This window comes from Paenibacillus sp. FSL R7-0048 (assembly GCF_038004505.1).
GTDB lineage: Bacteria > Bacillota > Bacilli > Paenibacillales > Paenibacillaceae > Paenibacillus_AQ > Paenibacillus_AQ odorifer.
This window is the reverse complement of the sequence record NZ_JBBORF010000001.1, coordinates 5614279-5640189: the sequence shown is the minus strand read 5'-3', so window position 1 is coordinate 5640189 and position 25911 is coordinate 5614279. Positions and strand designations below refer to the sequence as shown.

The following is a 25911-nucleotide window of genomic DNA, read 5'->3' as shown; positions in this document are numbered from 1 at the left end:
TTTTAAATGTGTTTTATAAATATGACTTCCTCCTGTCTATATCTCATTGATTAATTCCTTCGTATTATTCCGGACATTTCCCACTGCAGTGGAAACCGGATAGGCTCTCATTTGATGCTGATCATAGGGTTTAAGAAGCTTTATTAACGAAGTTGCGTCCTGATTGCTCCGGCTTAGCCATTCAGGCTCATCCTCAGGCTTCAAAATAACTGGCATACGGTTGTGGATTTCAGCCATAAGTTCATTTGGGGTAGTCGTTATAATCGTGCAGGTACTTAATTTATTACCTTCAGGGTCCATCCAAATATCATACAATCCGGCCATTGAAAAAATACCCCCATCGCGCATCACGATTCGCATGGGTTGTTTGCTGCTGCCCTGTGCCTTCCATTCATAGAAACCATCAGAAGGGATGATGCAGCGGCGGGAGCTTACTAATCGCTTGAAAGAAGGCTTCTCAAGGAGTGACTCTGCCCGGGCATTGATCATTTTACTGCCGATTTTGTCATCTTTGGCCCATGAAGGAACCAGACCCCAGCGCAGTTCCCCAAGTTTATTGCTGGACCCTGTGTTAATGACTGCCGGAATTTGCTGCATGGGTGCTGCGTTATATGTTGGAGCATAGTGGATAATGGTAGAATCATTGGCAAAATATCTGACCATCAGCTCTTCCATGGTGACTGTTATTGTATATCGTCCGCACATTTTATACACTTCCCATTCGGTCGTTTTTGAGGCTAGATTTGTTTACAGCTTGTAATCAGCATGTTATGCTCGAAATATTTCTTAGCTTGAACGGCTGTTGAGGGTTGTATCTTATTATAAACGAAGCACAATGAATGAAGAAAGCGGTGCATATAGGTGATTTTGGTAAGCTCTTGTTTAGCTGGCATGAAGGTAAGATATAATGGTACGGATTGTTTGGATGAGAAAATTCAGAAGCTTTTGAATGAGAATCAGGCTATTGCTGTGTGTCCGGAATTATTAGGGGGATTCTCTACGCCTAGAGAGCCAGCTGAAATTGTCGGCGGGGATGGTGAGGATGTGCTTGCAGGAACGGCAAAAGTAGTGGACCGGTCGGGAACAGATGTAACAGAACTATATTTAAAAGGGGCCTATATTACGCTTGAAAAAGCTCAAGAGGTTTCAGCCACGATGGTAGTCCTCAAGGAAAACAGTCCTTCTTGCGGCAGCACCATGATTTATAACGGAGAGTTCAAAGGGAAGAAGATCGCTGGCAACGGCGTGACTGCGGCTTTACTTAGAAAAAACGGCATAGAAGTTACCTCTGAAGAGAATTGGCTGTCATTATCCTAGCCTATACAGGGAATTGATTACAATATTGTGTTCTTTAGTTTGTGGAAAACTAACTTCTCGCGCGGTATAATTTAATAGTTCTTAAAAACGAACTATTGTCCTATACCCTAGAAGTGGAGAAATGAATGATGAAAACCATCTATTTGGACCACGCCGCATCAACTCCGGTTCATCCCGAGGTGGCCAAGGTCATGCTGAATATAATGACAGAACAATATGGAAATGCGTCCAGTGTACATCAGTTCGGACGTTCAGCCAAGAAAATATTAAATGGGGCGCGCGATACTATCGCCGCCTTTTTAGGCTGCTCGCCGGAAGAGTGGGTGTTCACTGGCGGCGGAACCGAAAGCGACAATCTAGCCCTCTATGGAGCTGTCGCTGCTGTTGCCCAGAAAGGCAATCATATTATCACCTCTGCGATAGAGCATCATGCAGTGCTACATACCTGCGAAGAGCTGGAGAAGGAAGGCTTTAAGGTTACTTATCTTCCTGTGGATTCTACAGGCCGAGTATCCGTTGCAGACGTAGAAGCAGCGATGCAGGAAGACACGGTGCTAATCAGTGTAATGTATGCCAATAATGAGGTGGGAACCGTTCAGCCGATTCAGGAAATTGGCCAGCTTGCCAGAGAGCGGGGAATTCTGTTCCATGTTGATGCTGTACAAGCTCTGGGTGCCTTACCGATCACACTGCGGGAGCTTCCGGTAGATTACATGAGCTTTACAGCTCACAAAATCAATGGACCTGGGGGGATCGGTGGCCTTTATGTGCGGAGTGGAGCACCGCTGCATCCAAGACTCCACGGTGGCCTTCAGGAGCGCGGCAGACGAGCCGGAACAGAAAATCTAGCAGGTACTGCTGGATTTGCCAAGGCTGTTGAGATAGCAGTTACAGGTCTATCAGAACGTCGACAAAAAGTGCAGCTCCTGCGCAATAGACTACTTGAAGAGCTGGATGCGCTGATTGGCCGGGAAAGTTATTCGATTAACGGCAATACCGAGCATTTTTTGCCAAGTATACTGAATTTGAGCTTCCCGGGAGCTAGAACAGATGTTATGCTGATGAACCTGGATATGGACGGGATTGCGGCGGCAAGCGGTTCAGCCTGCACGTCAGGATCACTGGAAATATCCCATGTTCTGAGAGCAATGGAGCTTCCAGAAAATATTTTAGGGTCCGCGATTCGATTTAGCATGGGTTTGGGTAATACTACTGAAGAAATTGAGTACGTTGCTCGAAAAGTTGAAACCATTCTGAATCGGCTGCGTATCAGAGACTAGTTACTTCTAGGCTATGATAGGTATCCCGATCATTCGGGCTTTCACTTTTTGAGAACTCGTAATTACACTCAAAGTGAGGAGACCGAGCAGCCATGAAACTTCAAGATCTGATCGGCTTGGCTGTATATGAAGTTGAAGAGGGTAACGCAATCGGCAAAATTGTCGATATTTTGCTCGATTCAAACTGGAATATTACGGGTATTGAACTGGAAAGCAAATCTTTTTTTGGTGGCCATGTGAAATTTGTGGCATGGGAAGATATTGTGGCCTACGGCGAGGATGCTGTCATGATTCGTAGTAAAGAGTCGATTGATAAGATAGATGCCGATCATATACCTTGTACTTTTCTACTTGGAAAGAACAAACTTAAGGATTTAAAAGTGCTAACTACAACTGGAACTATACTCGGACGAATATCTGATGTTTATTTTGACCAAAAGTTGGGAAACACAATAGGAGCGCTGGAAATTAGTGACGGGCTTGTCACTGATTTGATCGAAGGCCGCAAATGGCTGCCTTGTTCTGACGAGATGTCCATTGGTGAGAATGCATTAATGGTTCCTGCGATGAGCGAAGAACGGCTACAAAAAGCCATTAATATTGTTAACGGATAGGTGGAATGTATTATATGAAGTGTCCAAACTGCAACTCCAAAGATATCGGAAAGATCGGTTCCCACCAGTTTTATTGCTGGGGCTGTTTCATCGAATTGACGGTAAATGGCGAGAAAATGTCGGTTTATCAAGTTGAAGAAGACGGCACACTAAGCTCACTGGACGACCTGTTCTCCGGGGATGATATGACTCAGGATTTCCCGCAAATTCATGCGTCGTCTTAACTATGAATCTTGCTTTGTAAGCAAGACTGCTCTATGTACTTAAGCGTCAATTTCCTTTCAGCTGAAATCAGTTGCAAGGTTATTGACGCTTTTTTGTGTGTTTGATGGTTATTTTGCTGCGGCCATACATATACTTATTTACGAAGCTAGTCCAGGCTCTACCGCAGGAGGGTACTCTCATGGAACAATGGTCCCAAAGTAAATGGTTCCGCTGGATGATCGGAGTGCTGCTATCCCTGATCATTTTGTATTTTGTTTGGTTGCTTCGTCCGATGCTGCAGGGGATTTTTGTATTCTTAAAGGCAATCCTCGCTCCATTTCTGGCAGCTATGATTATTTCCTATGTGCTGAATCCCGTGGTTAGTATGCTGGCCGGACGGAAGATGCCGCGTAGCGTAGCTGTTCTACTTATATATGCAGTGTTTCTAACGGCGATTACCGTGATCGCCATCAACCTTATCCCGATGTTTATTGAGCAGCTTGAAGAGTTAAATGAACATCTGCCTGAGATCACACTGCAAGCCCAAGGCCTGATGAGCCATATGAATACAAGGCTAATACCACCTGGGGTTGAAATGGGGATGAACAACTGGTTTTTTCAACTGGAGAATCGTCTGGCCGAAGGGATTTCTCATTTTCTCGATAACATAGGGACAACGATTAACTTGCTGTTCAATGCTTTTATCGTGCCGTTTCTGGTGTTCTATATTCTGAAGGATTTTGACGTATTTGAACGGACGGTGGTCTCTTGTCTGCCCCGCGCACGCCGCAAGTCTATTGTTACTTTGTTAAAAGATATTGATGCCGCGCTCGGCAATTACATTCGCGGACAATTTCTGGTCTGCATCATTATAGGTGTGCTCGCCTATATCGGCTATGCTATCGTCGGAATGCCTTATGCCTTACTGTTCGCCAGTGTGGTGGCAGTATTTAATATTGTTCCGTATATGGGTCCTTTTCTAGGGGCTGCACCTGCTATTGTGATGGCTTCGACCGTCTCTTTTCGATTAGTTCTACTGGTTGCTGTGGTAAACACTTTATGCCAAATTGTGGAGAGCAATATTATTTCTCCACAGGTAGTAGGCAGGACGCTACATTTGCATCCGCTGCTTATTATCTTTGCATTGCTGGTAGGTGGTGAGCTGGCAGGGATGATTGGACTGATCCTTGCTGTACCGTTCTTTGCAGCTGCAAAAGTCGTTATTCAACACTTTATGGCGTTTTTAATCAAACGAAAGCCTGTATAAAGGGATAATCATTGACTATTGATAACAGTTTTGTATATAATGTTGGGGAATATTACTGATGACTCAGTATATAGTTGTTCGATGATGAGGATTATTAATTCTATACCGTTATTGCAGAGAGCCGGCACTAAGGTGCGAGTCGGTTAACGGAACAGAGTGAACTCACCTCGGAGTAACGGTGCAAGTTTACAGGATATCCATAAGAGATAATGGATGTCATGAATGAACCGCCGTCGCCTCACCCCCGCTAAAGGGTGCAAAGTGAGTGGCAGAATAAAGTATATTCAGCCGCTAACTAGGGTGGTACCACGGGAATTATAACCTCTCGTCCCTAGCGATAATACGCTAGGGATGGGAGGTTTTTTTGTAAATATAAGAGAGTATACGTTTCACGCAATACTTCATGTCTTATATTTCCCGCATAAATGCTTACTGTCCTTATAAGGACACCGAGGGCGTATATGCTTGGTTAAGAAATAAGAAATCTAAGAAGTAACACTCCAAGGAGGAGCAGACAATGAGCGACAATCAAACAAATAGCATACCCGCTACTGGTTACCGGGCGCAGGCTATTGAGCCGAAATGGCAAAAGTTCTGGGATGAGAACAAAAGCTTTAAGACAGGAGAAGATCCTGAAAAACCCAATTTTTATGCACTGGATATGTTTCCGTATCCTTCAGGTGCAGGACTGCACGTAGGTCATCCAGAGGGTTACACAGCGACGGATATCGTTTCTCGCTACAAACGGATGCGCGGTTTCAACGTATTGCATCCGATGGGCTGGGATGCTTTTGGACTTCCGGCAGAGCAGTATGCGATGGATACCGGCCAGCATCCACGTGATTTTACCGATAAGAACATCGATAATTTCCGTCGTCAGATCAAATCGCTGGGTTTCTCCTACGATTGGGACCGCGAGATCAGTACGACAGATCCGGATTATTATAAATGGACACAATGGATTTTTATCCAGTTGTATAACAAAGGCCTGGCTTATGTAGCAGAAGTACCTGTTAACTGGTGTGAGGCACTGGGTACGGTACTTGCCAACGAAGAGGTTATCGATGGTAAAAGTGAGCGCGGAGGTCACCCTGTCGTGCGCAAACCGATGCGTCAATGGATTCTGAGAATTACAGAGTACGCTGAGCGTTTGCTGGAGGATCTGGAAGAGCTGGATTGGTCCGAAAGCATCAAGGATATGCAGCGCAACTGGATCGGGAAATCAACAGGTGCAGAAGTGAACTTTAACATTGAAGGTCACGAAGCTAACCTGACCGTGTTTACTACACGTCCAGATACACTGTTCGGAGCAAGTTACTGCGTATTGGCACCAGAGCATGAGCTTGTTGATGTGATTACAACTGAAGCACAGCTTGCTGCTGTGGCAGAATATCGTGAAAAAGCTTCACGTAAGAGCGATCTGGAGCGTACGGATTTGGCGAAAGAGAAGAGCGGTGTCTTCACAGGCGCATATGCAATTAATCCTGTGAATGGTGCGAAGGTGCCAATCTGGATTGCAGATTATGTGCTTGCTGGTTACGGAACGGGAGCAATTATGGCAGTTCCGGGTCACGATACTCGCGACTGGGAATTTGCTAAACAATTCGGCCTGAATATCGTGGAAGTCGTTCAAGGCGGCAACGTTGAAGAAGAGGTTTATTCCGGAGATGGTCCGCATGTCAATTCTGATTTCCTGAATGGACTCAAGAATGAAGAAGCGATTGCTAAGATGATTGCTTGGTTGGAAGAGAAGGGCGTAGGTAAAGGCAAAGTAACCTATCGTCTGCGTGACTGGCTGTTCAGCCGTCAACGCTACTGGGGAGAGCCCATTCCAATTCTGCATTTGGAAGACGGCACAATGAAGACTGTTCCGGTGGATCAGCTGCCGCTGGTACTGCCAGATGTAGAGGCAATCAAACCTTCGGGTACAGGGGAATCTCCACTTGCGAATGTAACAGAGTGGGTGGAAACTATCGATCCTGAGACTGGCATGAAGGCTCGCCGTGAGACGAACACCATGCCGCAATGGGCGGGCAGCTGCTGGTATTACCTGCGTTATATTGATCCGAAAAACGATCAAGAGCTTTGCTCCCCTGAGAAGCAAAAAGCATGGCTTCCAGTAGATCTGTATATTGGTGGTGCAGAGCATGCCGTGCTTCACTTGCTCTATGCACGTTTCTGGCACAAGGTGCTTTATGATCTCGGCGTAGTTGAAACAAAAGAACCTTTCCATAAGCTGGTTAACCAAGGTATGATTCTTGGAAATAATAATGAAAAAATGAGTAAATCACGCGGAAATGTCATCAACCCTGATGAGATTGTAGAAGCATTTGGTGCAGATACGCTGCGTGTGTATGAAATGTTTATGGGCCCTCTGGAAGCAACCAAACCTTGGAATGAAAAGGGTGTAGAAGGAGTTCACCGTTTCTTGTCCCGTGTATGGCGCCTGTTCGTGAGTGAAGATGGTAAGCTGAGCACCAAAATCACAGCAGACGGTGGCACTGACGAGTTCAAACGCACTTGGCACAAGACCATTAAGAAGGTCACTGATGATTTCGAGCATCTGCGTTTCAATACCTCAATTAGCCAATTGATGATTTTTATTAACGATGCTTATAAGCAAGAAACTTTGTCCCAAGAAGCTGCTGAACACTTCGTACAAATGTTGTCACCACTGGCGCCTCACATCGCTGAAGAGCTGTGGCAGCTGCTCGGTCACGAAGGAAGTATCAGCTACGTGGCTTGGCCAACGTATGATGAAGCATGGACGGTGGATGCTGAGGTTGAAATCGTTATTCAGGTAAATGGTAAAATCGTACAACGCGCATTGATCCCGCAGGATATGGGTCAAGAAGAGATGCAAGCTCATGCGTTGTCACTCCCGAATGTGAGTGCAGCAGTAGAAGGTAAAACCGTACGCAAGATCATTGCGGTTCCTGGCAAGCTTGTAAATATCGTAGTGGGTTAAGCGAAGAACGCAATATTGCCCGCAGCAACGGAGAATTCCGTGCTGCGGGTTTTATTGTTTTCTAACGGTCTACGGGACTTTGAATAATACCGTCATGCCCAAATAACGCATCCAGCTTGGTAACATCCTCATCGTATTTATCATGGGTAGTCATGATGAGACGTTCGAATACGCCCTCAAGGCTAATGCGAAGATGGTTCAGTGCCTCTGCGGTAATCCCACCACGGACAGCTACACGTTCTTGAAGCTCTTGCGGGGTGAATTCTCCTTCTGTTAGCAGCTTGCCTGTTCCAAGCAGCATTTCACCTGCAAGCCGGCTGATTAACGTCTCTTCAATCCCGGTAACTTCCACCGCAGCTTCAATCCAGCGTTCAATGAAATAGCTCAAGAACGCAGGTCCGCAGCTGGAGAAATCAGAAGCGATTCGGGTATGGGCCTCTTGAATTTCCAAAGGAACACCTATGAAAGACAACAGCTGCAGCAGCACGAGCCTGTCTTCTTTATTAAGCCTGCTGCCAAATATGCACAGTGATGTCCCACTTTTGACACAGTGTGTAATGCTGGGGATGATCTTGGCTATTTTGGACGGCAAAGCGGATTCCAGATGTTGCAATTGAACGGGACTTGTAATGGATACGACGATTTGATCGCTACGGAGATAAGGACCGATCTCATCTGTTAAGGTTTTGAATTCCAGCGGTTTTACACATAAAAAAACAATGTCACTTCCAGTCGCTGTTTCACTATTGCTTCCGCATAAGTTTATGCCGGGATGACGATCTTCTAGCTCCAGCAGTTTATTCAGACTGCGGTTGCTGGCGAGTACATCGCACGGATTCAGGGCTCCGGAAGAAAGAAAGGCGTCAATCAGCAGGCTGCCCATGCTGCCTGTTCCGATAAATCCAACTTTCACCTGTGGTTCCTCCTTTCTAGCGTTGCTTATTTACTAACTGACATGAATGCTCTTCGTTATATGTATGCAGGATAGACTTGGACAGATGACAGGTTTTGTATGAATTATTAAAGGAGTTTCCAGCCGCAGGAATGTATGAAGATTCACAAAAAGGCATAAGAAGAATTTTTGTGAGGAGGAAAGTAATATGAATAAAGGAAGTATCGTACTCGGAGTGGCTGCTGCTGTAATAGGAAGTGGGCTTTTATGGGCGGCAGGGAGCAAGGGCGATTCCGGGATTGCCGGGTGGGAGACTTTGAATGTTGTTATGGAGCAAGCGGTTGGAATCGCTGAGTCTGGTGGCGCTCCAGCTGCTGGGGGCAGTGAGGGAGGTCATCAGACGAAGGGAAATAAGCTACATTTAGAGAAAGATGCAGGGCAGGCTGAAGCTGCTGGGAATGCTGAAGACGGTGAGAAGGTTAAGGTGGCTGCGCAAGCAGAACAAGCTGTCCAAACTTCGGCAGATGAAAAAGCTTCGACAGCAGTTGCGGGGGAGAGAGCAGAAGGAGCGGGCCAAACGCCAATGGCAGAAGGCCAAACACCAGCAGGGGCAGAAGTTCAAATGCCAAACATTGCAGGGAAGCAAACGCCGGCAGGGGATAAAGTTGTTGCGGCTAAGGAGACAACTGAGCTTTCCATATCAGCAGCTTCACAGGAAGGTAAAGTAAATGTGAATACTGCGGGTGTTAAGGAGCTGATGGATCTTCCGGGCATCGGAGAAAAGAAGGCTCAGGCAATTATGGATTACCGCAACCGTGCAGGGACCTTTCGCAGCCTGTCTGATCTGGGGAAGGTAAAGGGGATAGGACCTAAAATGCTGGAGAAGTTAAAAGCTTTAGTAATATTTTGAAGATAATAAGAAATGAAGATCGTTGGAAGTGCCACAACCGTTGTCCTAGTGAAAACTTGCGGGGATGTGCTACAATAGTTAACAACTATTTAGAAGGATATGGAGATTGATTATGACTACTGCCTATCGTAAAGACTGGGATACTTATTTCATGGACATTGCCTGTATGGTCTCAACTCGTTCACGTTGCTCACGACGACATGTAGGTGCTGTACTGGTGCAAGGCAAGAAGCTGCTTGGTACCGCGTACAACGGGGCGCCAATGGGCGTACCTGATTGCTCAGAGGCAGGTTGTATGCTCTCGGAGCAATATGAGATGGAGATCGTGGATGGCGTAGAGACTATGGTGAAGAAACAGCGCTGCATTCGCACGATTCATGCCGAACAGAATCTTTTGCTATTCACAGACCGGATTGACCGGGAAGGCAGTACCGTCTACGTGACGGATGAGCCTTGCTGGACCTGTGCAAATATGCTGGCTAATAGCGGTATTGTGGAGATTGTGTATTATCGTCCTTACCGTAAGGATATGGAAAAGGTAGAAGCAATGATGGCTGCCAAAGGCATCGTATTTCGCCAATTGGAGAACTATGAGCCGCCAAGTGAAACGATGATTAAAGTAGCGGAGTAGCTGTATTGTACAACCCTAATTGAATAAGATGGCTTGAGGAAGAACCTCTCGTGCGCTTTTATGGCGTATGCAGAGGTTCTTTTTTTTTGTTAAATCTTGCGAAAGGAGGAGAGTGGAGGCATGAAGGAGAGACCCTTATTAAGTTTTACAGTGTGCTGGATTGCTGGAAGCGCAGCAGCGTGTTTAGGTTCAGGGTTTAGAACGTGGTTGGCGTGGGCTGGTTTATTAATTTTACTGGTTAGTATGAGAGTTTGGGTGAACATGAGCTGGAAACAGCTGGCGATATTTTGTTTGGCGATTAGTTTATCCGCTGGATATTGGGAATGGAATGAAGGCCGCAATGTAAGTCATCTGCTTGAAGTGTTGGGGAGATTATTGTCGGAGTTGAATGAGACTGCCGTGGAGGCTAAGGGGACGATTGTTTCCGTTGTGGAACGGGACGGGGACCGGGTTGATTTCACGATGAAGCTCTCAGAGTTATCGTTGATTACTGAGGAAGATGCCGCTTCACCTGATCCGCGGGATGAACAAGATAAAAGAGTGCATGGGGAGTTAATGATGGTGCAGATCAAACTACTTGCCGAGCAAGAAATCGCTATTGCTGCGGAGTGGCGCAGAGGGGATCAGGTGTCGCTAAACGGTGTACTTGAAGAGCCAGCAACAGCGCGGAATTACGGAGGGTTTGATTATCGGGCCTATTTGCATACGCAGAAGATTCACTGGCTTCTAAAGAGTCAAGGTGCAGAAAATGTACAAGCAACTGCTCCAGATTCATGGAATCCGTTAATGATCTTACGCTGGAATGATAAAGCGCGGGCAATTCTTGGAGCGGAGACGGATCGGCTGTTTCAAGCGCGCCACTCTGGATATATGAAGGGTTTGGTGATTGGGATGCAGGAGGATCTCGATCCGGATACCTTTAAGCAGTTCTCACAACTTGGTTTGACACATATCCTCGCCATTTCAGGCATGCATGTTGCGGTGTATGTTGGTGTTCTTTTATTTATATTCAGGCGCTTACGGATGACAAAAGAAACTACGCTAACAGTCACCTTAGTGCTCGTTCCTGTATACGTCCTGTTGACAGGTGCGGGTCCGTCTATCGTGCGTGCGGGATTAATGAGTATGATTGCATTGCTCGCTGCACGAGTTGGCATGCTGAAGGATGGACTGAATATTTTGGCTGCAGCGGCACTGGTTATGCTGATTTGGAATCCTTATATGCTGCTCAGTGTGAGCTTCCAGCTGTCGTTTCTGGTGACCTTAGGATTAATGGTCTACGTTCCGCTTATGGACCCTCTGCTGAGCGCACTGCCACGCTGGCTTAAAAGCGCCGTCTCTGTGACTCTAGTTGCCCAGTTGGTCTCATTTCCATTGACGATTTATTATTTTAATCAATTTTCTCTGCTGTCTTTAGTGGCTAATCTGGTTTTTGTGCCCTTTATTACTTTTATCGTATTGCCGTTAGGAACGCTTGCGCTACTGCTTGGACGATTGTGGGGAGATGCCGCGATTTTTTTGGCACATATTACGGAGCTGCTGAATAACGTTACTTTTTATGCGGTTGAATGGATTAATGGTTTTGCTGGTGGAGTTCTGATTTGGCGCTCGCCTTCACTGCTGTGGATTGGAGTGTATTATGTCTTATTGTGTGGGCTGTTGTATGCTGCCAGGCTAAGAGTAGAAGCCCGCGCAACACCTCAGTATATGGAGGATGAGACGAGGCCGTTAGCTGAGATTGGTTTATCTGTGAACAAGCACGGCGGGTTTGGGGGAACGGGGAGCGCACAGTATTTTTTGGATGAACCTAAGATTGTACGTTGGAGCGGAGCGATTGTTCTACTATCTGCGGTTGGACTGGGCCTAATGCTGTACAAGGGTTATCAGTCAGAACGTCAGGCGGGTAAAGGGACGATTAGTTACCTGGATATCGGGCAAGGCGACAGTATCCTCATCACTACACCAAAAGGAGCTCATATTCTTGTAGATGGTGGAGGAACGTTAAATTTTGGGCAAAAAGAAGAATGGCGCATTCGCCGCAGCCCGTTCGAGGTAGGGGCTAAAGTGTTGGTGCCTTTGCTTAAAAAACGTGGGATCCACCGTCTGGACGCGATTATTTTGACTCATGGGGATCAGGATCATGCCGGGGGACTCCAAGCCGTTATGGAGGCGATTCCGGTTTCGGCACTGCTTTTTAATGGCACACTCGCTGACCGTGAATCTTATATGGAGATGATGCGGACTGCGCTGGAGAACAATGTTCAACTGTATGCCGTACATCAGGGAATGAGGCTTTCCCCGGATGATAAGACGGAGCTGTCCTTTTTATGGCCGGAAGAACAAGATAGAGAGGGAGCAGCGTCAGGTTCTTCTATGCTGAATAGCATCCCACTGCTGGAGGATCAGAACCACGATTCTGTAGTTTTTCGTCTAGAGATGAACGGAAGAAATTTTCTATTTACCGGAGATATGGATCTGGAAGCCGAGGAGGAGATTGTGCAGCAAGCCCTGCAAAAGGGCATTAACGCAGGACCTGCCATTGACGTTTTGAAAGTAGCTCACCATGGGAGCAAAACTTCAACAGGCGAGTCTTGGCTGCAGTTTTGGCACCCAGCCGCTGCGGTGATTTCTGCAGGAGTAAATAATCTATATGGTCATCCGAAAGCTGAGGTATTGGAACGTTTGGAAGCTAATCAAGCTGCTATTTTTAGAACGGATCAGCAGGGAGAGATCCAGATGCGTGTGCGGGCCGACGGGATTATTGTGCGTCATAAGTTGGCGGAGGGAGCGGATTAGGGAGGTAGTCGAGTAATGTGATTGAGTGCTGGGTTGGTGTATGTTAATTTTCGCAGGCTCTATAAGCTCCTTTAAAAGCCCTTTAAAGCCCCTTTAAAGCCCCTTTAAAGCTCCTTTCGTGGTCTTTTACACCACTATAAAATCTAAAACCTTGTTTAGTTGCACTTTGTGCAATAGATCGCACCTTAAAGTAGCTGGATCTTCATTTAGTTGCACTTTGTACACTTAAAATCTGGAAAAACGCCTATTTTTCTAATTTTGAGCAGAAATAGTTGCATGAAGTGCAACTAAATCACTTTATGAGCTGGAAAGATCTTTTTTAGTTGCACTAAGTGCAACTAAACGCTCCATATGAACATATCAAAGCACCTCAATTACATATTATCGTTGTAGCGATACTAACTTTCACATAAGTTCCTGTTACTTGCTGATGATCCCAGTCCATTTGTTCTAGCACCTGCTGTTCTAAGTATGTAACTGTTGTCCCTGTCTAGCACCAGCTGCTCTAATGCTAGTAACTGTTGTCCTTTCTAGCACCAGCTGCTCTAATCCAGTAGCCGTCGTCCTCCTCCAGTAATTATTACGCATGCACAATCTATGTAAACGCTTTATAATAGAGATAGAAGATTCTGGTAAACTCTATGCCTACTTAAACTATGTTGCAAAGTGCGGTGGTGAGAAGCTTGTGTCCTCCGTGTTTTGTAGCGAATTAGGAGATGAAGCGATAGTGAATACATATGCAGAATTTAGAGTCACAGCGGAAAGTGTATATGATGTTCAAGTGGAACGCAGTAATCCAATTGGATATGCTTGGCGGATGATCGCCAGGGATCATGAGCAGGTGTTCGGAAAAGCTCCGGTACAAGGAGCAGCAGCTACTGTAATTATTCGTTATGCGACAGAGGATGATGGCTGCCCGGAATGGGCGGAGGGTTTTTGTTTGCGTTTTACAGGTAGTGAAGAGGATCGGATCTTGCATATTATCGGCCGCGATGAATTGGGCATTATTTATGGGATGCTTCATTATAGCCGCCACGTGCTTGGTGTCGATCCCTTCTGGTTCTGGGCGGAGCTTCCTCCTGTTAAGAAACATGCGATCAATTTACCTATTTCTGATTACAACAGCATTCAGCCAAAGGTACGCTACCGAGGTTGGTTCGTGAATGATGAAGTGTGTCTTATCGGCTGGAAGGAGGATTATCCTCCGACGGCGGAGGTATGGGAGCCTGTTTTTGAAGCGCTGCTGCGCTGTGGTGGAAATATGGTAATCCCCGGGACGGATTTGCCGAGAGACGGAGTTCATCATCAGCTTGCGGTGGATATGGGACTGTGGATCACACATCATCATGCGGAGCCGCTTGGCGCGCAAATGTTCCTGCGTGCTTTTCCGGGCAAGCAGGCTAGCTATAAAGAATATCCAGAATTATTTGAACAGCTGTGGAGAGAGGCCATTGAGCGGCAAAAAGATGAAAAAACACTCTGGGTGCTCTCTTTCCGCGGACAGGGTGATAAACCTTTTTGGGAGAATGATCCCTCTTTTGATACTCCGGAGAAACGGGGCGATTTGATCTCATTTGTAGTTCGCAAGCAATACGATATGATCTGTGAATATGTGGACCAGCCTGTGTGCTGTATGGCGATGTACGGAGAAATTGCGGAGCTGTATAAACAAGGAAAGATCGAAGTGCCAGAAGGTGTTATTAAAATATGGGCGGATAACGGATACGGTAAAATGGTGTCGCGACGACATGGCCATCTGAATCTGCGCGTGCCTGCTCTACCCGAGGCAGGAGATCAAGGCAAAAACGGGGTATATTACCACGTCACCTTCCACGACTTGCAGGCCTCCAATCATCTAACACAATTCCCAACGGATCCGTCCTTTATAGTGGAGGAATTACAGGGGGCATTTGCGGCAGGGGCTAGTGAATATCTGCTAGTGAATTCAGGGAATATTTTGCCTCATCTCTATACATTAGATCTGACAGCAAAGTTGTGGATGGATGGAACAGCAGATGCTGATGAACAGCTTCAGACCTTCGTTAACCGTTTCTACACAGCGCAGCAGGGGCGAATTGCACAATTGTACAAAAGCTACTTCAAAAACACCATAGTATATGGTCCTAATGCTGACGACCGCGCAGGCGATGAATTCTATCATCATCCGGCAAGGCAGATTATAGGGCATTGGCTGCAAAATAAGACGGAGAGCGATGAGCGACTGCGCTGGGCCGCAGGGGATGTTCCTTTTGTAGAGCAGGTTCGATGGTTCAGGGATCGAGCTGAGCGAGTTGTACTAGTCTGGTATCTGCTGCGAAAGCAGTGCCTAGAGGTGATGGAACTTTTACCCGAAAAAGAGCGAAACAGGCTGCATGTTCAACTGCTAGTTCAAATTGAGCTGCATTGGAGCGGGTGCAGAGGATTATCCTCTCTTTGCCAGGCGTATATGTGTTACCAAGAAGAGCGATTTCCAGAGGCGTTTATCGAAGCTTCTCATGCGGTTTGGGATTATAAGGAGGGCCAGCAGGCTCTTTTACGGGCAGAGATCGGCCAGTGGGAGCATTTTTATCGGGCTGATTGGTTGACCAATATTGCCAACACTATAGATCATGTAGAAACGGCCCGTAAATTTTTGCGGATTCAGGGGGATAGTCCGGATATGTTTTTATGGTATAAGGAATATTTGATGCCCGAGACCGAAAAGCATATCTATCTGGAAAATACGCATCGTAATCCGTTACCGGACGATGAGCTTGCACGGCGGCTACAGGAGAAATTCAGCTCTCTTTAAAAAATATCCACACACCACTAGTGAACGCTTAAACGTTCATCGGTGGTGTTTTTTTATGAATGACCTATTTTTTATTTTAGAGGGAACTTTTTCAAATTTGGAAAGTCTTATTAGGCAAGGGGTGAGGCGAAACATGCTAAGCGAAGATATACCATATACAGCAGCGTACGCGCCCGCAATGAGTTTGCGGGAAATGATGGAGGCGTATGGCTCGGATGTGTGGAATTATGCTTTTTTCTTAACTAGAAGTCGAGAGCAGGCAAATGATATCAGCCAAGAAGTGTTTTTGAAGGCGTACAAGAATGTTGGGAAATACCGGGGGCAATCTTCGATGAAAACCTGGCTGCTTACGATTACCAGAAATACGGCCTTCAGTTGGAGCAAAAATAGCTTTTGGCGCAGATTCATAGCTTTGGGTGATCAACCTACTGCTGTTAATGCACCTTCTGCGGAAAAAGAAGCCCTTGGCAATCAGTATGCGAACCGGATCTGGGAAATTATTATGACCCTTCCAGAGAAGAACAGAGAGGTGCTTGTGCTAGATATTCAACATGGATTATCCATTGCCGAAATGTCAGATTTGCTGAATGTAGCACAAGGAACCGTGAAATCTCGGCTCGCGCGGGCGAGAGAGAAGGTTAAAGAGGCTATCCAGAAGGAGGAGAGGGAATGAAACGCAACGCCGATGATAGTAATCCAGTGATGATCGGGCAGACGGATTGGTATGCGCAAGCAGGCAAAAATCCTTTCATTGAAGATGGTTTTACGCCTGAGTTAATGATGCGGATCGAACAGGCTGCTGCGAATAAAAGTTCAGCTTACAAACGTTATTGGATAAATAAAAATGTGGTGTTGACCAGTCTGGCTACGATTTTGTTGATAGGTGCGCTTACCTTCCCTATGGGCATATGGAAAAACACAGGGCCAATCCATTCGTCATCCGTTCAGTCACAAGGCGCAGGCATACTGCCTTCTTCTAGTCCTGCAACTAATGATAAAGCGATAGAGCCTCCGACAAGTCCAGTAGAATTTGAGATTAGCGGTAAGAAATACTACATGCCTTTGCCAATGAACAGAGATAAGAGTAAAGCGTATGCCGTTGAGACAACAGCGGGAATCCTTTGGTCGCCGCCACCCCCGATGGTGGACTACAAGAAGCCAAAGTACACACATCCTACAGAACCGTTCACTCTTTACCTGAGCTCGAAGGACCAGACGGAATTATCGGCTTCTTCAGCTACTAGGATTTATACTTTACCTCTTTTTGCAGGAGGGGCAAGTACTTATCAATATTTGAGTGGATTTTTTGGAGCGGGCGATTACGCTCTGCTATTTACCTATACGAAGACTATAGGTTCAGGCATTATGGAGAATGGTAGATTTTTTATTCTAAATGTTAAAAAAGCAGCGACAGGAGAATCAGTGGTACCGAAAGAGCTTACGTCCTTTGATTGGGAGCTATTAGAATATAAGTCAATAATCGCAGTGGATAAGGAGCATGACCAGATCGTATTTAGTTACCTAGAATACCCGGTAGATAAGACATACCAAGACAAAACAGTGCTTTATGATATGGAGACCTTAAGCATTCAAACACCTGCATCGACCATTGGATTTAGAGACATTAATGGACAATCGTTAACCATGGAATATGAGATGAATGGAGAACTTTATAAAGCTGATATTCTTACGAAAGGTGGACCAGGGTGGTTAGATGAAGATTGGGCATTTTTATCAGAAGAGCGACAAAATGAGCTGTATCAGGAATTTTACAGTCAGACTCCCTAGTAGATAAATCACTAAATAAAAGCTATACTTTTTGATAAAGTATTTTCTTTTGAGAAGAGTGGAGCCGAAGCGATGAAGAAGTTAACGATTGATGATGTGGCTCAAAAAGCGGGAGTTTCGAAAAGTACGGTCTCCCAATTTTTGAACAAACGTTTTAAATATATGAGCGAAGCGACGAAAAACCGGATTGAGGCCGTAATTGAGGAGCTTAATTATCAGCCAAATGGTCTGGCACGCAGTCTGAAGCAGAACCGGACGCATATGGTCGGGATCATCGTAGCTAATATTGACTACACGCTGTCAATCCAATGTATCCGGGCGATTGAGAATGAGCTGCAGCATCACGGAATCCAAGTGATCATATGCAACGCAGATGAGAATGCGGAGAAAGAAAGCAAATATGTAGAAACCTTAATCGCTCGTCAGGTGGATGGGCTGATTATTTTTCCTACAGGGAATAACCCGTCTGCCTATAGCAAGCTGGTAGAGGCTGATTTCCCGCTAGTCTTTATGGATCGTCTGGTAGATGGAATCACCACGCAGAGTCTATTGCTGGATAATGAAATGGCGGCAAAGATAGGCGTAGGGCAGCTAATTCAGCAAGGCCATGAGCGGATTGCTCTGGTGTCCCTTCCAATTGGGGAGCATGCGATTACCCCTCGGAAAGAGCGGATTAGTGGCTACAAAAAAGCGATGGAAGAAGCGGGCATAACGCTGCGTGAGGAGTATATTTGCAGTGTATCCAAAGAGGAATTAGCTTCGGGGCTGGAACACTTATTAGCACTGCCGGAGCCGCCAACTGCACTGCTGGCTACGAACGACATCACACTAGCGGAAATTCTGAAATATGCGAATCGAAATGCCATCTCTATTCCAGAACAGTTGTCGGTCATCGGGATAGATGATGCGGAATTCGCGCAAATTTATAATCCGGTCATTACGACAATCCGTCAGCCTGCTTACGAGATGGGGATGCAGGCTGCCAAGATTATACTCTCTTGTATCGAGGATAAGGGAGCTTCTGTTCCAATTACATATCGTTTCCCGCCGACCTTGCAGCAAGGGCAGTCGGTGAAGTCTTACAAATAAGTTTGAACTATAAAAAGGGGAGTGCCCAGCAGCTATTTCTTAGCTTGTTGGGCACTCCCCCTTTTATTGGACCTAAGTTTATCTAAACACTAAACTTGGGTTTGATTGGGTAATATTTTCGCGTAGGAAGTCACTATCGGACTCAGCTGACCTTATATGCGGTATAATCCCATATTTGGAGTACTATCGGACCCCATCGCAGCTATCGGCATGGAAAACATGCTAAATGCCCTTTTTCATAAGGAATAGTGTCACTGGAGTCCGAAACTACGCCGCAAAGGTAAAAAAATTGCAAATAGCGTCTTTTGGGTCCGAAAGCCCTGAGGTAAGTGATTACACTGCTGAAGTATAGCAATAGCAATAGCAATAGCAAAAGCTTAGCATAGCAAAGCCAAAGCCAAAGCCAAAGCCAAAGCCAAAGCCAAAGCCAAAGCCAAAGCCAAAGCCAAAGCCAAAGCCAAAGCCAAAGGCATAGCATAGCAATAGCAGCCAATCAGCGACCCAAAAAGCAGAGCAGCGCTCCCCCAATAACAGGAGAATCGCTGCTCTGTGTCTTTTTGCAATTATTAGACTTCTTGTTGCATAAACTTCGCAAGTTCCTCACGGGTGGGAAGTCCGTCCATATCGCCTGGCGACATGACGGCTAACGCACCGATCGCATTGCCGCGTTTGACGGCCTCAGCAATCGGAAGCTTTTCCAGCATCGCACTGATTACGCCAACCGCAAATCCATCACCTGCACCCACCGTATCAACAACCTGCTCCACCTTGAATCCGTCCACGTAACCTTCCCCAGCAGAGGATTTATAGTAAGCGCCTTCAGGGCCAAGCTTGATGACGACTAAGCTTACGCCACGCTCCAGGTAATAGTCTGCAATCTCTTCGGGTGTGCTCAGTCCGGTAAGGATTTTACCTTCACCGAGTCCCGGCAGGAACCAGTCGCAGCGTGTAGCCAGATCATTGATGGTACTCACCATTGTTTCTGTATCCGGCCATAAGCTGGGACGCAGATTAGGATCCAGAGAGATCGTCTTTCCTTTACTCTTCATAAATTCCATAGCGTGAATAGAAAATTCATGACAGCTCTTGGACAAAGCGGCGGAGATACTTGTAACATGCAGATGTCCTGCGGAATTGAAGTAGGCCTCGTCGAAATCCTCCAGACTAAGCGTGGAGGCCGCGGAGTTTTTGCGGAAGTATTCGACCTTTGGATCGCCGGTAACCACTTTCGATTTGATAAGCATGCCTGTTGAATACTCTTTAGTAAAAGTAATATTGTCCGTATTAATGTTCTCGTTCTTCATCGCCTGAGCAATGAATGTGCCAAAGTTATCTTCGCCAAGCTTCGTAACATAACCTGTAGGATGATTCAAACGCGACAAGCCTGTAGCCACGTTGCTTTCTGCACCTGCTAATGCTTTGGAGAACGAAAATACTTCATGCAGAGGACCGGCCTCATTCGCATAAAACATCGCCATCGGCTCCCCGAAAGTGACGGCATCCAGCTGTTTACTCATTTTTAGTTCCTCCTAGGGTAATGATTTTATCCCAGTATAATGATTTGTAATTTGAAATTATCACATAAATCGGTTTTGTACAATAAAAGAATGATTGTTAACCAAAAAACTTTTTTCGTAAAAAGAAAATAATGTTTCCATAAACCCTTGTTTTATAAAGGTTTTTCTTAGATTTTATTACTTATTTCCACCTGATGTAATAAAAATGTATTGACTGTTAATCGTATTGTTATTACTATTTCCTTATAGAACAAAACGCAATAATTAGTAAATTTAATAAAAAAGTTTATCTAAAAAAGTATTTCCTGTTTATCTATGATCGTACCAAGAGAAAGGGAGTCTACTGATGAAGAAAATGAAAGTATTGCAGAATGTGGCATCCGTCGGGGTTGTAGCGGTTATTCGAGCAGATAGTGCTGAGGAAGCTTTTAAGATGTCCGTTGCTTGTATAGAAGGCGGTCTAAATAATATTGAGGTAACTTTTACTACACCAGACGCGGATGTGGCGATTAAGAGATTGGTTGCTGAGTACGGAAGTCGTGCGGTGATTGGCGCCGGAACTGTCTTGGACCCCTTAACAGCTAGAATAGCCATTCTTGCAGGTTCAGAGTTTGTGGTTAGTCCCTCTTTTGAAGTGGAGACAGCTAAGATGTGTAATCTTTATGGCATTCCCTATATGCCTGGTTGCATGACATTAAATGAAATGAAGGAAGCGCTGAAGTACGGCGTGGATGTGCTTAAATTGTTCCCTGGCAGTGCTTTCGGGCCGGATTATGTAAAAGCGGTTAAAGGTCCTATGCCACATGTAAATATTATGCCGACCGGTGGCGTGGATTTGAACAATATGGAGAAGTGGATTGCAAACGGCTGCATGGCTGTGGGCATTGGGGGGAATTTGACTGCACCGGCGAAGAATGGCCGATACGATCAGATTACTGATCTTGCTGCCCAATATGTGGCGAAGTTTAAAGAGATAAAAGGGATTTAATGTATAGTTTGAACGGAGATTGAAATCCTGATTTGCGTTTTTATTTATAGGCTGTGTGGCTGACAGACGTTGGCCATGCAGCCTTTTTATGTTGATTTTCTTTGAGCTGTCAATATTCCTTTTATTCTATGCTTTTTAGAAAGTATAGAATCGGGATAAAGATAATAAACTATATAATAGAAGAGTAGTGATACATGGACTGAACGTCAGGATTTATTATCCAGCCGGGAGTGAGTATATGCCTGCTTATAATGATAAAAAGCTGTATCAAGCAGCGGATGAAGATGATGCTGAGTACGTAGAAATTGAGTCGGCATTCCATGGTTGTAAGGTGACGGAAGGGCAGATCTACAGATTAGAGCGCAATTACAATAACCCTCAATTATTTGAGAATGGAGAAGCCTATGTGGTGGATGATGAGACTAGGGAAAACTACGCGGTCTTCATGCTCTGCAAAATTGCGCTCTATAAATAGAGTTTCTTGCTCGATACCGGAGGGTAATATTTAAGACAGACGGCTTCATTTCCGACAAGGGGATAGGCCGTTTCTTTTGATGTCATTTTTGTTACTAAGATAGTGAAAAAGAGTATTTGAATGATTGTTGTTTCCCCTGTATGCTTAGTAGGAATTATTGGCTGTGCAATGCGGGATAGCGCGTTGTAACGGCTGGCTTAACATGACGTTCTAAGAAAAGTTTGGTATTCTAAAAATATTAATTACACGGTTGCAACAAATTCGCAGTCTTGCGCGTCAGTAAGATTGCATAGAGAGGGGGAACCTTCGTGGTGGAGCAGGGACTCATCAGAGCCGCTCAAGCGGGCGATCGCGACGCTCTAATCACCCTATTGCGAGAAATTGAAGGACATGTATATAAAACGGCCTTCTACATTTTGCATAATGAACAAGATGCGCTAGATGCATCTCAGGAAGCCTTGATCCGGGTTTATACAAAAATCGGCTCATATGAGGAGAAGGCCCAGTTCAAAACGTGGGTTCAGCGAATCGTCACTAACATTTGCATTGATAAATTCAGAAGAACTAAACCTACAGTTTCTATTGATGAACATGAAATGGTGTTTCAGGATAAACACAATGTGGAACGTGAGGTTCTATCCTCTTATTTAGCTGAGGATATACGCGAAGCGATTGATCAATTGCCCGAGCATCATCGGACAGTCATCGTCCTGCGCTATTTACAGGATTTTTCTTACAACGAGATTGCAGATTGTCTGGATTTGCCCTTGAATACAGTGAAATCATACTTATTTCGGGCTAGACAGCAATTGCAGAATAGACTTCAGGAGTACCAGAAAGGTGGTGTATCGGGATGAAATGCGCGGAGGTGATGGAATGGATGCACCGCTATTTAGACAAAGATTTGAGTCAAGATGAGATTGTTGAGATGTTCCGTCATATCGATAATTGTCCTTCCTGCGCGGAAGTCTTTGAGCGCCTGACACTTCTCTCCAATGAATTGGAGCAGTTGCCAGACGTGAAACCCCCGTTTAGTCTGGTTGACTCTATTTTACCTCAGCTTGCAGAATTGGATCGAAGCAGTCGTGAACAGAGTGCTGTGAGATCTGAGGAGCCGGTTGTTGTCCCATTTTCACGTGAAAGCTCCCGCGGTAAACCTTCCAAGGGAACCTCTATAGCAACACGGACAGGCATTGGAGCTATTGCAGCTGCCGTTCTATTAGGGATCGCAATATTTAATATGCCCGATAAAATGCCTGGGGCAGAAGTAGAACAAAGGATGCAGGATAGTGCTAAAACAGCCAGCGATGATACTAAGGATACAGCAATGGAATCACAAGCTTCTATTACTGCTAACTCTGATGGAGCTTCACCTGCCGCTGGTGGAGAGAACGAGGGCGCTGCGCAGTATAAGACGGATGCACCGGAGATGAACGAAGATAACGCCGCTTTAGATAGAGCGACGGGACCAGTGGACCCTACCTCGATGCCAAGTGCACCGGCGGATGCAGCTGATGCGGGAGCTGGAGCTGGAGGGCGGTCGATCACCGAACCGCCTCAAAGCGTAGATCCTAAGCCTACAGAGAAAATTGTTTCGCCAAAGCAGGATGTCGCCACGAAATCTCAAAATTCAGATTCTAGTAATGCCAGTAGCAATCAGCTAAAGGTGAATAATAAGGAGCAAACTGCTGATATGAATTCAGACAGCGCAGCTGATTCTGCTCCGCTGATGGAGGATTCTTTAAAGATTCCTTATGACTATGGACGGGAAGTTATGAGCTTAAGCAGTTCTGAAGATCCTAATGTGCAGACCTGGACTTCTCCTGATGGTCAGTATGCTATAGAATTTGTTGGGCTGCAGCTTGTGATTTATAAGAAGTCGCCAGAGGGCTCAGCGGAAGAACGGTTAGCCGTAAACTCTTACCCGCTGGAAGGAAATTGGATTTCTGGTGAATGGTCTGCGGACAGCTCGAGGTTTACGTACGTGACTGAAAAAGATGGTGTGAATGTAACCAAGGTGTACACTGTACAGGAAGCAGTTTCTTCAAGTCCGGCTGTATCCCCTGGGGCGACACCAACGAACACTCCAACCTCATCTTCAACAAATTAAAGTGGGGTTGGAACTTTTTTCGAAGTTTCTGAATATACTATATCAACAGGACAGGAACTAGAAAGTATAGGTTTTGCAGAACATCGGTATGACCGCCGGATGCGGAGTTTCTAGAGCTTCGCACTCCGTCGTTTATATAGATGCGCCGCTTAAACGGAGAGGCTTTGGCCATGGCTGCCAGAGTTTCTCCGTTTTTGCATGCATTTTTGTAGTTTTTTTTGCTACAATAGAACTCTGGACAAAATGGGCTAGATGAATGGAAAAGGAAGTGGCGGGATGGATGCCAAAACGGCGATAAAAGAAATCAAACAAGGGAAGATCTCACCGTTATATGTTTTATATGGCAGTGAGAAATTTCGAATGAATGAATTCACGGCACTGCTGGAAGAACAGCTGATTGCTAAAGAGGATCGTGATTTCGCAGTTATTCCCTTTGATCTCTCTGAGACGCCGGTGCAGGCTGTGGTAGAAGAAGCGGAGACTGTGCCATTTATGGTAGAACGTAAATTATTGCTGGTGCGGGATGCCTCGTTATTTACAGCGGGCAAAGAAAATGCCAAACTGGAGCATCGTATAGATCTTTTAAGTGACTATTTGCAGCATCCTGTAGACTTCAGTGTAATCGTCTTTATGGTGAATAATGATAAGCTGGATGAGCGTAAAAAAATTGTGAAGACTGTCAAATCAGTGGGCACAGTATTAGCCTTTAATCCGCTGGGAGCAGAAGAGCTGCTGCGCTGGGTGGAAAAAGGAATTCGTGAGCGGGGTTGTGTAATGGCACCTGGCACGGCAGAAATTCTTATAACGAATGCAGGCACAGGCTTGCAAGGTTTATCTGCAGAGATGGACAAGCTTTGTTTATTTGCTGGTAAGGGCGGCACAGTGGATGCGGGGGCCGTAGAGAGTCTGGTACACCGTGGTACAGAACAAAATGTGTTTACGCTTGTTGAGGATATCGCTAATCTGCGTCTTGATAAGGCGCTTGATACCTTATATGAGCTGCTGAAGCAGCGTGAGGAACCGATCAAGATCGCAGCGTTGGTTGCGCGGCAGTTCCGCATTATTTTGCAGGTTAAGGATTTATCAGCACATAGTTATTCGCAGGGACAGATTGCGTCACAGATCGGATTGCATCCATATGCGGTTAAGCTTGCTGGGGAGCAGGCCCATAAGTTCTCCAGTGAACGATTGCGGCAAATCTTAAGTGCATTGGCGGATCTGGATTATAAAATGAAAACAGGGGCTATAGACAAAGTGCTAGGGCTGGAGCTGTTCATGCTGCGTTTAGGTGTCTGAGCTAAGAAGGGGAAAAAGTATTGGAGATGATCTGACTATGAAAAGAATATTTCAATATTCGGCACTGCTGTTACTCGTTCTATTAATTAGTTCCTGTGGCAAAACGGATACTAATTCACCGTCAGGTTCAGCTTCTGAGTCGCCTGCGAATACGAATACCTCTGCAGATGCACCTTCTTATTTTGGGGAATGGAGTGTACAAGGTCTAGTAGGTTCTACACCTGTCTCGGCAGCGGAGGATGAAAAGCTTATTGGCATGCGGGTAACTTATTCGCAAGAAAAGGCATCTTTTGATAAAGATGAAATTATGAACCCTGAATATAAAGAAGAGAGCATTACAAAGGATGACTTTTTTAACGAATACAGAAATGAATTAAGCGACCTTGGCATCGAGACGGAATCGGTTAAGACGGTGTCTATAAATAATTGGACGAATCCCGGCAGCAGTTTTATTGTTAAAGACGATCAAACGATGATTTTTTTATGGGATGGTAACTATTATGAAATGAAAAAAGAGAATAAATAAATGAAAGAAGACCGCCTCTCTGAGGGGGTCTTCTTTCATTTAATAAACATCTCTTAAACACTACTTATTATTAATTAATAGACACAAAAAAACCTAACCGTATGAAGCATAGCGGTCAGGTTCTTCAATTGCTCATTATGAATGTCGTCTTAGGCTTGAGCCGTAAGAGCGTTCAATTTCTTCGCCAAGCGGGATTTTTTGCGGGCAGCCGCATTTTTATGAACCAGACCTTTACTTACGGCCTTGTCCAGCTTTTTGGAAGCAGCTAGGAAAGCAGCTTGAGCAGTTTCTACTTCCGTACCAGTCAGAGCTACATCAGCAGTTTTCACAGCTGTACGAAGCGCGGATTTTTGGGAAGCATTCAGTGCACGGCGTTTTTCGTTCGTGTTTACGCGTTTAACCGCGGATTTAATATTTGGCATTGCATTCACCTCCTGTAAGACATTCGAAAT

At 45.5% G+C, this 25911-nt stretch carries 24 protein-coding genes; 19 read left to right on the top strand and 5 right to left on the bottom strand.

Annotated features, from left to right (window positions below):
- Positions 1 to 36: 36 nt before the first annotated feature.
- On the bottom strand, positions 37 to 705 hold the full coding sequence (locus NSQ91_RS25020) for an SOS response-associated peptidase (protein WP_076129680.1): 669 nt from the start codon (positions 703 to 705) through the stop codon (positions 37 to 39).
- Between the two features lie 156 nt (positions 706 to 861).
- On the opposite strand from NSQ91_RS25020, the gene NSQ91_RS25015 reads away from it, so the two are divergent.
- The 6 genes from NSQ91_RS25015 (at position 862) to leuS (ending at position 7650) form a co-directional block, all read left to right on the top strand.
- A complete protein-coding gene (locus tag NSQ91_RS25015) occupies positions 862 to 1317 on the top strand; it encodes a DUF523 domain-containing protein (RefSeq protein ID WP_076129681.1) in 456 nt (151 codons plus the stop codon).
- A gap of 128 nt (positions 1318 to 1445) precedes the next feature.
- The gene (locus NSQ91_RS25010) at positions 1446 to 2597 is read left to right on the top strand and encodes a cysteine desulfurase family protein (RefSeq protein WP_076304255.1); all 1152 of its coding nucleotides are present in this window, start codon (positions 1446 to 1448) and stop codon (positions 2595 to 2597) included.
- A 92-nt stretch (positions 2598 to 2689) separates the two neighbouring features.
- On the top strand, positions 2690 to 3211 hold the full coding sequence (locus NSQ91_RS25005) for a PRC-barrel domain-containing protein (RefSeq protein WP_036677560.1): 522 nt from the start codon (positions 2690 to 2692) through the stop codon (positions 3209 to 3211).
- Positions 3212 to 3225: 14 nt separating this feature from the next.
- Entirely contained in the window at positions 3226 to 3435 is a 210-nt protein-coding gene (locus tag NSQ91_RS25000) for a hypothetical protein (protein ID WP_036677557.1), read from the top strand.
- 179 nt (positions 3436 to 3614) lie between these two features.
- Positions 3615 to 4682, top strand: a complete 1068-nt coding sequence (locus NSQ91_RS24995; protein WP_036677553.1) for an AI-2E family transporter — start codon at positions 3615 to 3617, stop codon at positions 4680 to 4682.
- Between the two features lie 517 nt (positions 4683 to 5199).
- Positions 5200 to 7650, top strand: a complete 2451-nt coding sequence (gene leuS / locus NSQ91_RS24990) for a leucine--tRNA ligase (RefSeq protein WP_076303081.1) — start codon at positions 5200 to 5202, stop codon at positions 7648 to 7650.
- A gap of 61 nt (positions 7651 to 7711) precedes the next feature.
- Here the strand turns inward: leuS and comER are convergent, their stop codons facing one another.
- Positions 7712 to 8563, bottom strand: coding sequence for a late competence protein ComER (comER, locus tag NSQ91_RS24985; RefSeq protein WP_036677548.1), 852 nt, complete (start codon positions 8561 to 8563; stop codon positions 7712 to 7714).
- A 187-nt stretch (positions 8564 to 8750) separates the two neighbouring features.
- On the opposite strand from comER, the gene NSQ91_RS24980 reads away from it, so the two are divergent.
- The 7 genes from NSQ91_RS24980 (at position 8751) to NSQ91_RS24950 (ending at position 18547) form a co-directional block, all read left to right on the top strand.
- Entirely contained in the window at positions 8751 to 9452 is a 702-nt protein-coding gene (locus NSQ91_RS24980; protein ID WP_076304256.1) for a ComEA family DNA-binding protein, read from the top strand.
- Between the two features lie 112 nt (positions 9453 to 9564).
- Entirely contained in the window at positions 9565 to 10083 is a 519-nt protein-coding gene (locus NSQ91_RS24975; protein ID WP_076137388.1) for a deoxycytidylate deaminase, read from the top strand.
- A 120-nt stretch (positions 10084 to 10203) separates the two neighbouring features.
- Complete coding sequence (locus NSQ91_RS24970; protein WP_076304257.1) at positions 10204 to 12879, top strand: ComEC/Rec2 family competence protein; 2676 nt, start codon at positions 10204 to 10206, stop codon at positions 12877 to 12879.
- A 727-nt stretch (positions 12880 to 13606) separates the two neighbouring features.
- Positions 13607 to 15670, top strand: a complete 2064-nt coding sequence (locus NSQ91_RS24965; RefSeq protein ID WP_254848731.1) for a glycosyl hydrolase 115 family protein — start codon at positions 13607 to 13609, stop codon at positions 15668 to 15670.
- A gap of 133 nt (positions 15671 to 15803) precedes the next feature.
- Positions 15804 to 16343: an RNA polymerase sigma factor gene (locus NSQ91_RS24960; protein WP_076129686.1), complete on the top strand. Its 540-nt coding sequence runs from the start codon at positions 15804 to 15806 to the stop codon at positions 16341 to 16343.
- Positions 16340 to 17458 carry a hypothetical protein gene (locus tag NSQ91_RS24955; RefSeq protein ID WP_076278810.1) on the top strand — a complete coding sequence of 373 codons (1119 nt, stop codon included), beginning with the start codon at positions 16340 to 16342 and terminating at the stop codon, positions 17456 to 17458. Before NSQ91_RS24960 ends, NSQ91_RS24955 begins: the two co-directional genes overlap by 4 nt.
- A gap of 72 nt (positions 17459 to 17530) precedes the next feature.
- Positions 17531 to 18547: a LacI family DNA-binding transcriptional regulator gene (locus NSQ91_RS24950; protein WP_076179378.1), complete on the top strand. Its 1017-nt coding sequence runs from the start codon at positions 17531 to 17533 to the stop codon at positions 18545 to 18547.
- Between the two features lie 377 nt (positions 18548 to 18924).
- Here the strand turns inward: NSQ91_RS24950 and NSQ91_RS24945 are convergent, their stop codons facing one another.
- Both NSQ91_RS24945 and NSQ91_RS24940 read right to left on the bottom strand, forming a co-directional pair.
- On the bottom strand, positions 18925 to 19110 hold the full coding sequence (locus tag NSQ91_RS24945) for a hypothetical protein (protein ID WP_340920340.1): 186 nt from the start codon (positions 19108 to 19110) through the stop codon (positions 18925 to 18927).
- A gap of 3 nt (positions 19111 to 19113) precedes the next feature.
- Complete coding sequence (locus NSQ91_RS24940) at positions 19114 to 20064, bottom strand: sugar kinase (protein WP_076179379.1); 951 nt, start codon at positions 20062 to 20064, stop codon at positions 19114 to 19116.
- A gap of 346 nt (positions 20065 to 20410) precedes the next feature.
- Here NSQ91_RS24940 and NSQ91_RS24935 point away from each other — a divergent pair, with 346 nt between their 5' ends.
- From NSQ91_RS24935 to NSQ91_RS24910, 6 genes are all read left to right on the top strand, one after another.
- A complete protein-coding gene (locus NSQ91_RS24935; RefSeq protein WP_038572952.1) occupies positions 20411 to 21052 on the top strand; it encodes a bifunctional 2-keto-4-hydroxyglutarate aldolase/2-keto-3-deoxy-6-phosphogluconate aldolase in 642 nt (213 codons plus the stop codon).
- 238 nt (positions 21053 to 21290) lie between these two features.
- The gene (locus NSQ91_RS24930) at positions 21291 to 21527 is read left to right on the top strand and encodes a hypothetical protein (protein ID WP_038572950.1); all 237 of its coding nucleotides are present in this window, start codon (positions 21291 to 21293) and stop codon (positions 21525 to 21527) included.
- Positions 21528 to 21835: 308 nt separating this feature from the next.
- On the top strand, positions 21836 to 22384 hold the full coding sequence (locus NSQ91_RS24925) for an RNA polymerase sigma factor (protein WP_036677530.1): 549 nt from the start codon (positions 21836 to 21838) through the stop codon (positions 22382 to 22384).
- Positions 22381 to 23637 (top strand): anti-sigma factor family protein, encoded by a 1257-nt coding sequence (locus tag NSQ91_RS24920; RefSeq protein ID WP_076304260.1) that lies wholly within the window; start codon positions 22381 to 22383, stop codon positions 23635 to 23637. Before NSQ91_RS24925 ends, NSQ91_RS24920 begins: the two co-directional genes overlap by 4 nt.
- A 276-nt stretch (positions 23638 to 23913) precedes the next feature.
- A complete protein-coding gene (holA, locus tag NSQ91_RS24915; RefSeq protein ID WP_036677525.1) occupies positions 23914 to 24933 on the top strand; it encodes a DNA polymerase III subunit delta in 1020 nt (339 codons plus the stop codon).
- 37 nt (positions 24934 to 24970) lie between these two features.
- Complete coding sequence (locus NSQ91_RS24910; RefSeq protein WP_076193273.1) at positions 24971 to 25459, top strand: hypothetical protein; 489 nt, start codon at positions 24971 to 24973, stop codon at positions 25457 to 25459.
- A gap of 149 nt (positions 25460 to 25608) precedes the next feature.
- On the opposite strand, the gene rpsT is transcribed toward NSQ91_RS24910, so the two are convergent.
- Positions 25609 to 25881: a 30S ribosomal protein S20 gene (gene rpsT / locus NSQ91_RS24905; RefSeq protein ID WP_036677521.1), complete on the bottom strand. Its 273-nt coding sequence runs from the start codon at positions 25879 to 25881 to the stop codon at positions 25609 to 25611.
- Positions 25882 to 25911 lie beyond the last annotated feature (30 nt).

Coding starts and splice junctions, on each gene's coding strand:
- NSQ91_RS25010 (WP_076304255.1), top strand. CDS start 1,446: ATGAAAACCATCTATTTGGACCACGCCGCATCAACTCCGGTTCATCCC.
- NSQ91_RS24950 (WP_076179378.1), top strand. CDS start 17,531: ATGAAGAAGTTAACGATTGATGATGTGGCTCAAAAAGCGGGAGTTTCG.
- NSQ91_RS24970 (WP_076304257.1), top strand. CDS start 10,204: ATGAAGGAGAGACCCTTATTAAGTTTTACAGTGTGCTGGATTGCTGGA.
- NSQ91_RS24930 (WP_038572950.1), top strand. CDS start 21,291: ATGCCTGCTTATAATGATAAAAAGCTGTATCAAGCAGCGGATGAAGAT.
- NSQ91_RS24920 (WP_076304260.1), top strand. CDS start 22,381: ATGAAATGCGCGGAGGTGATGGAATGGATGCACCGCTATTTAGACAAA.
- NSQ91_RS25005 (WP_036677560.1), top strand. CDS start 2,690: ATGAAACTTCAAGATCTGATCGGCTTGGCTGTATATGAAGTTGAAGAG.
- NSQ91_RS24995 (WP_036677553.1), top strand. CDS start 3,615: ATGGAACAATGGTCCCAAAGTAAATGGTTCCGCTGGATGATCGGAGTG.
- NSQ91_RS24955 (WP_076278810.1), top strand. CDS start 16,340: ATGAAACGCAACGCCGATGATAGTAATCCAGTGATGATCGGGCAGACG.
- NSQ91_RS25020 (WP_076129680.1), bottom strand. CDS start 705: ATGTGCGGACGATATACAATAACAGTCACCATGGAAGAGCTGATGGTC.
- holA (WP_036677525.1), top strand. CDS start 23,914: ATGGATGCCAAAACGGCGATAAAAGAAATCAAACAAGGGAAGATCTCA.
- NSQ91_RS24975 (WP_076137388.1), top strand. CDS start 9,565: ATGACTACTGCCTATCGTAAAGACTGGGATACTTATTTCATGGACATT.
- NSQ91_RS24940 (WP_076179379.1), bottom strand. CDS start 20,064: ATGAGTAAACAGCTGGATGCCGTCACTTTCGGGGAGCCGATGGCGATG.
- NSQ91_RS24910 (WP_076193273.1), top strand. CDS start 24,971: ATGAAAAGAATATTTCAATATTCGGCACTGCTGTTACTCGTTCTATTA.
- NSQ91_RS24935 (WP_038572952.1), top strand. CDS start 20,411: ATGAAGAAAATGAAAGTATTGCAGAATGTGGCATCCGTCGGGGTTGTA.
- NSQ91_RS24960 (WP_076129686.1), top strand. CDS start 15,804: ATGCTAAGCGAAGATATACCATATACAGCAGCGTACGCGCCCGCAATG.
- NSQ91_RS25000 (WP_036677557.1), top strand. CDS start 3,226: ATGAAGTGTCCAAACTGCAACTCCAAAGATATCGGAAAGATCGGTTCC.
- NSQ91_RS24980 (WP_076304256.1), top strand. CDS start 8,751: ATGAATAAAGGAAGTATCGTACTCGGAGTGGCTGCTGCTGTAATAGGA.
- leuS (WP_076303081.1), top strand. CDS start 5,200: ATGAGCGACAATCAAACAAATAGCATACCCGCTACTGGTTACCGGGCG.
- rpsT (WP_036677521.1), bottom strand. CDS start 25,881: ATGCCAAATATTAAATCCGCGGTTAAACGCGTAAACACGAACGAAAAA.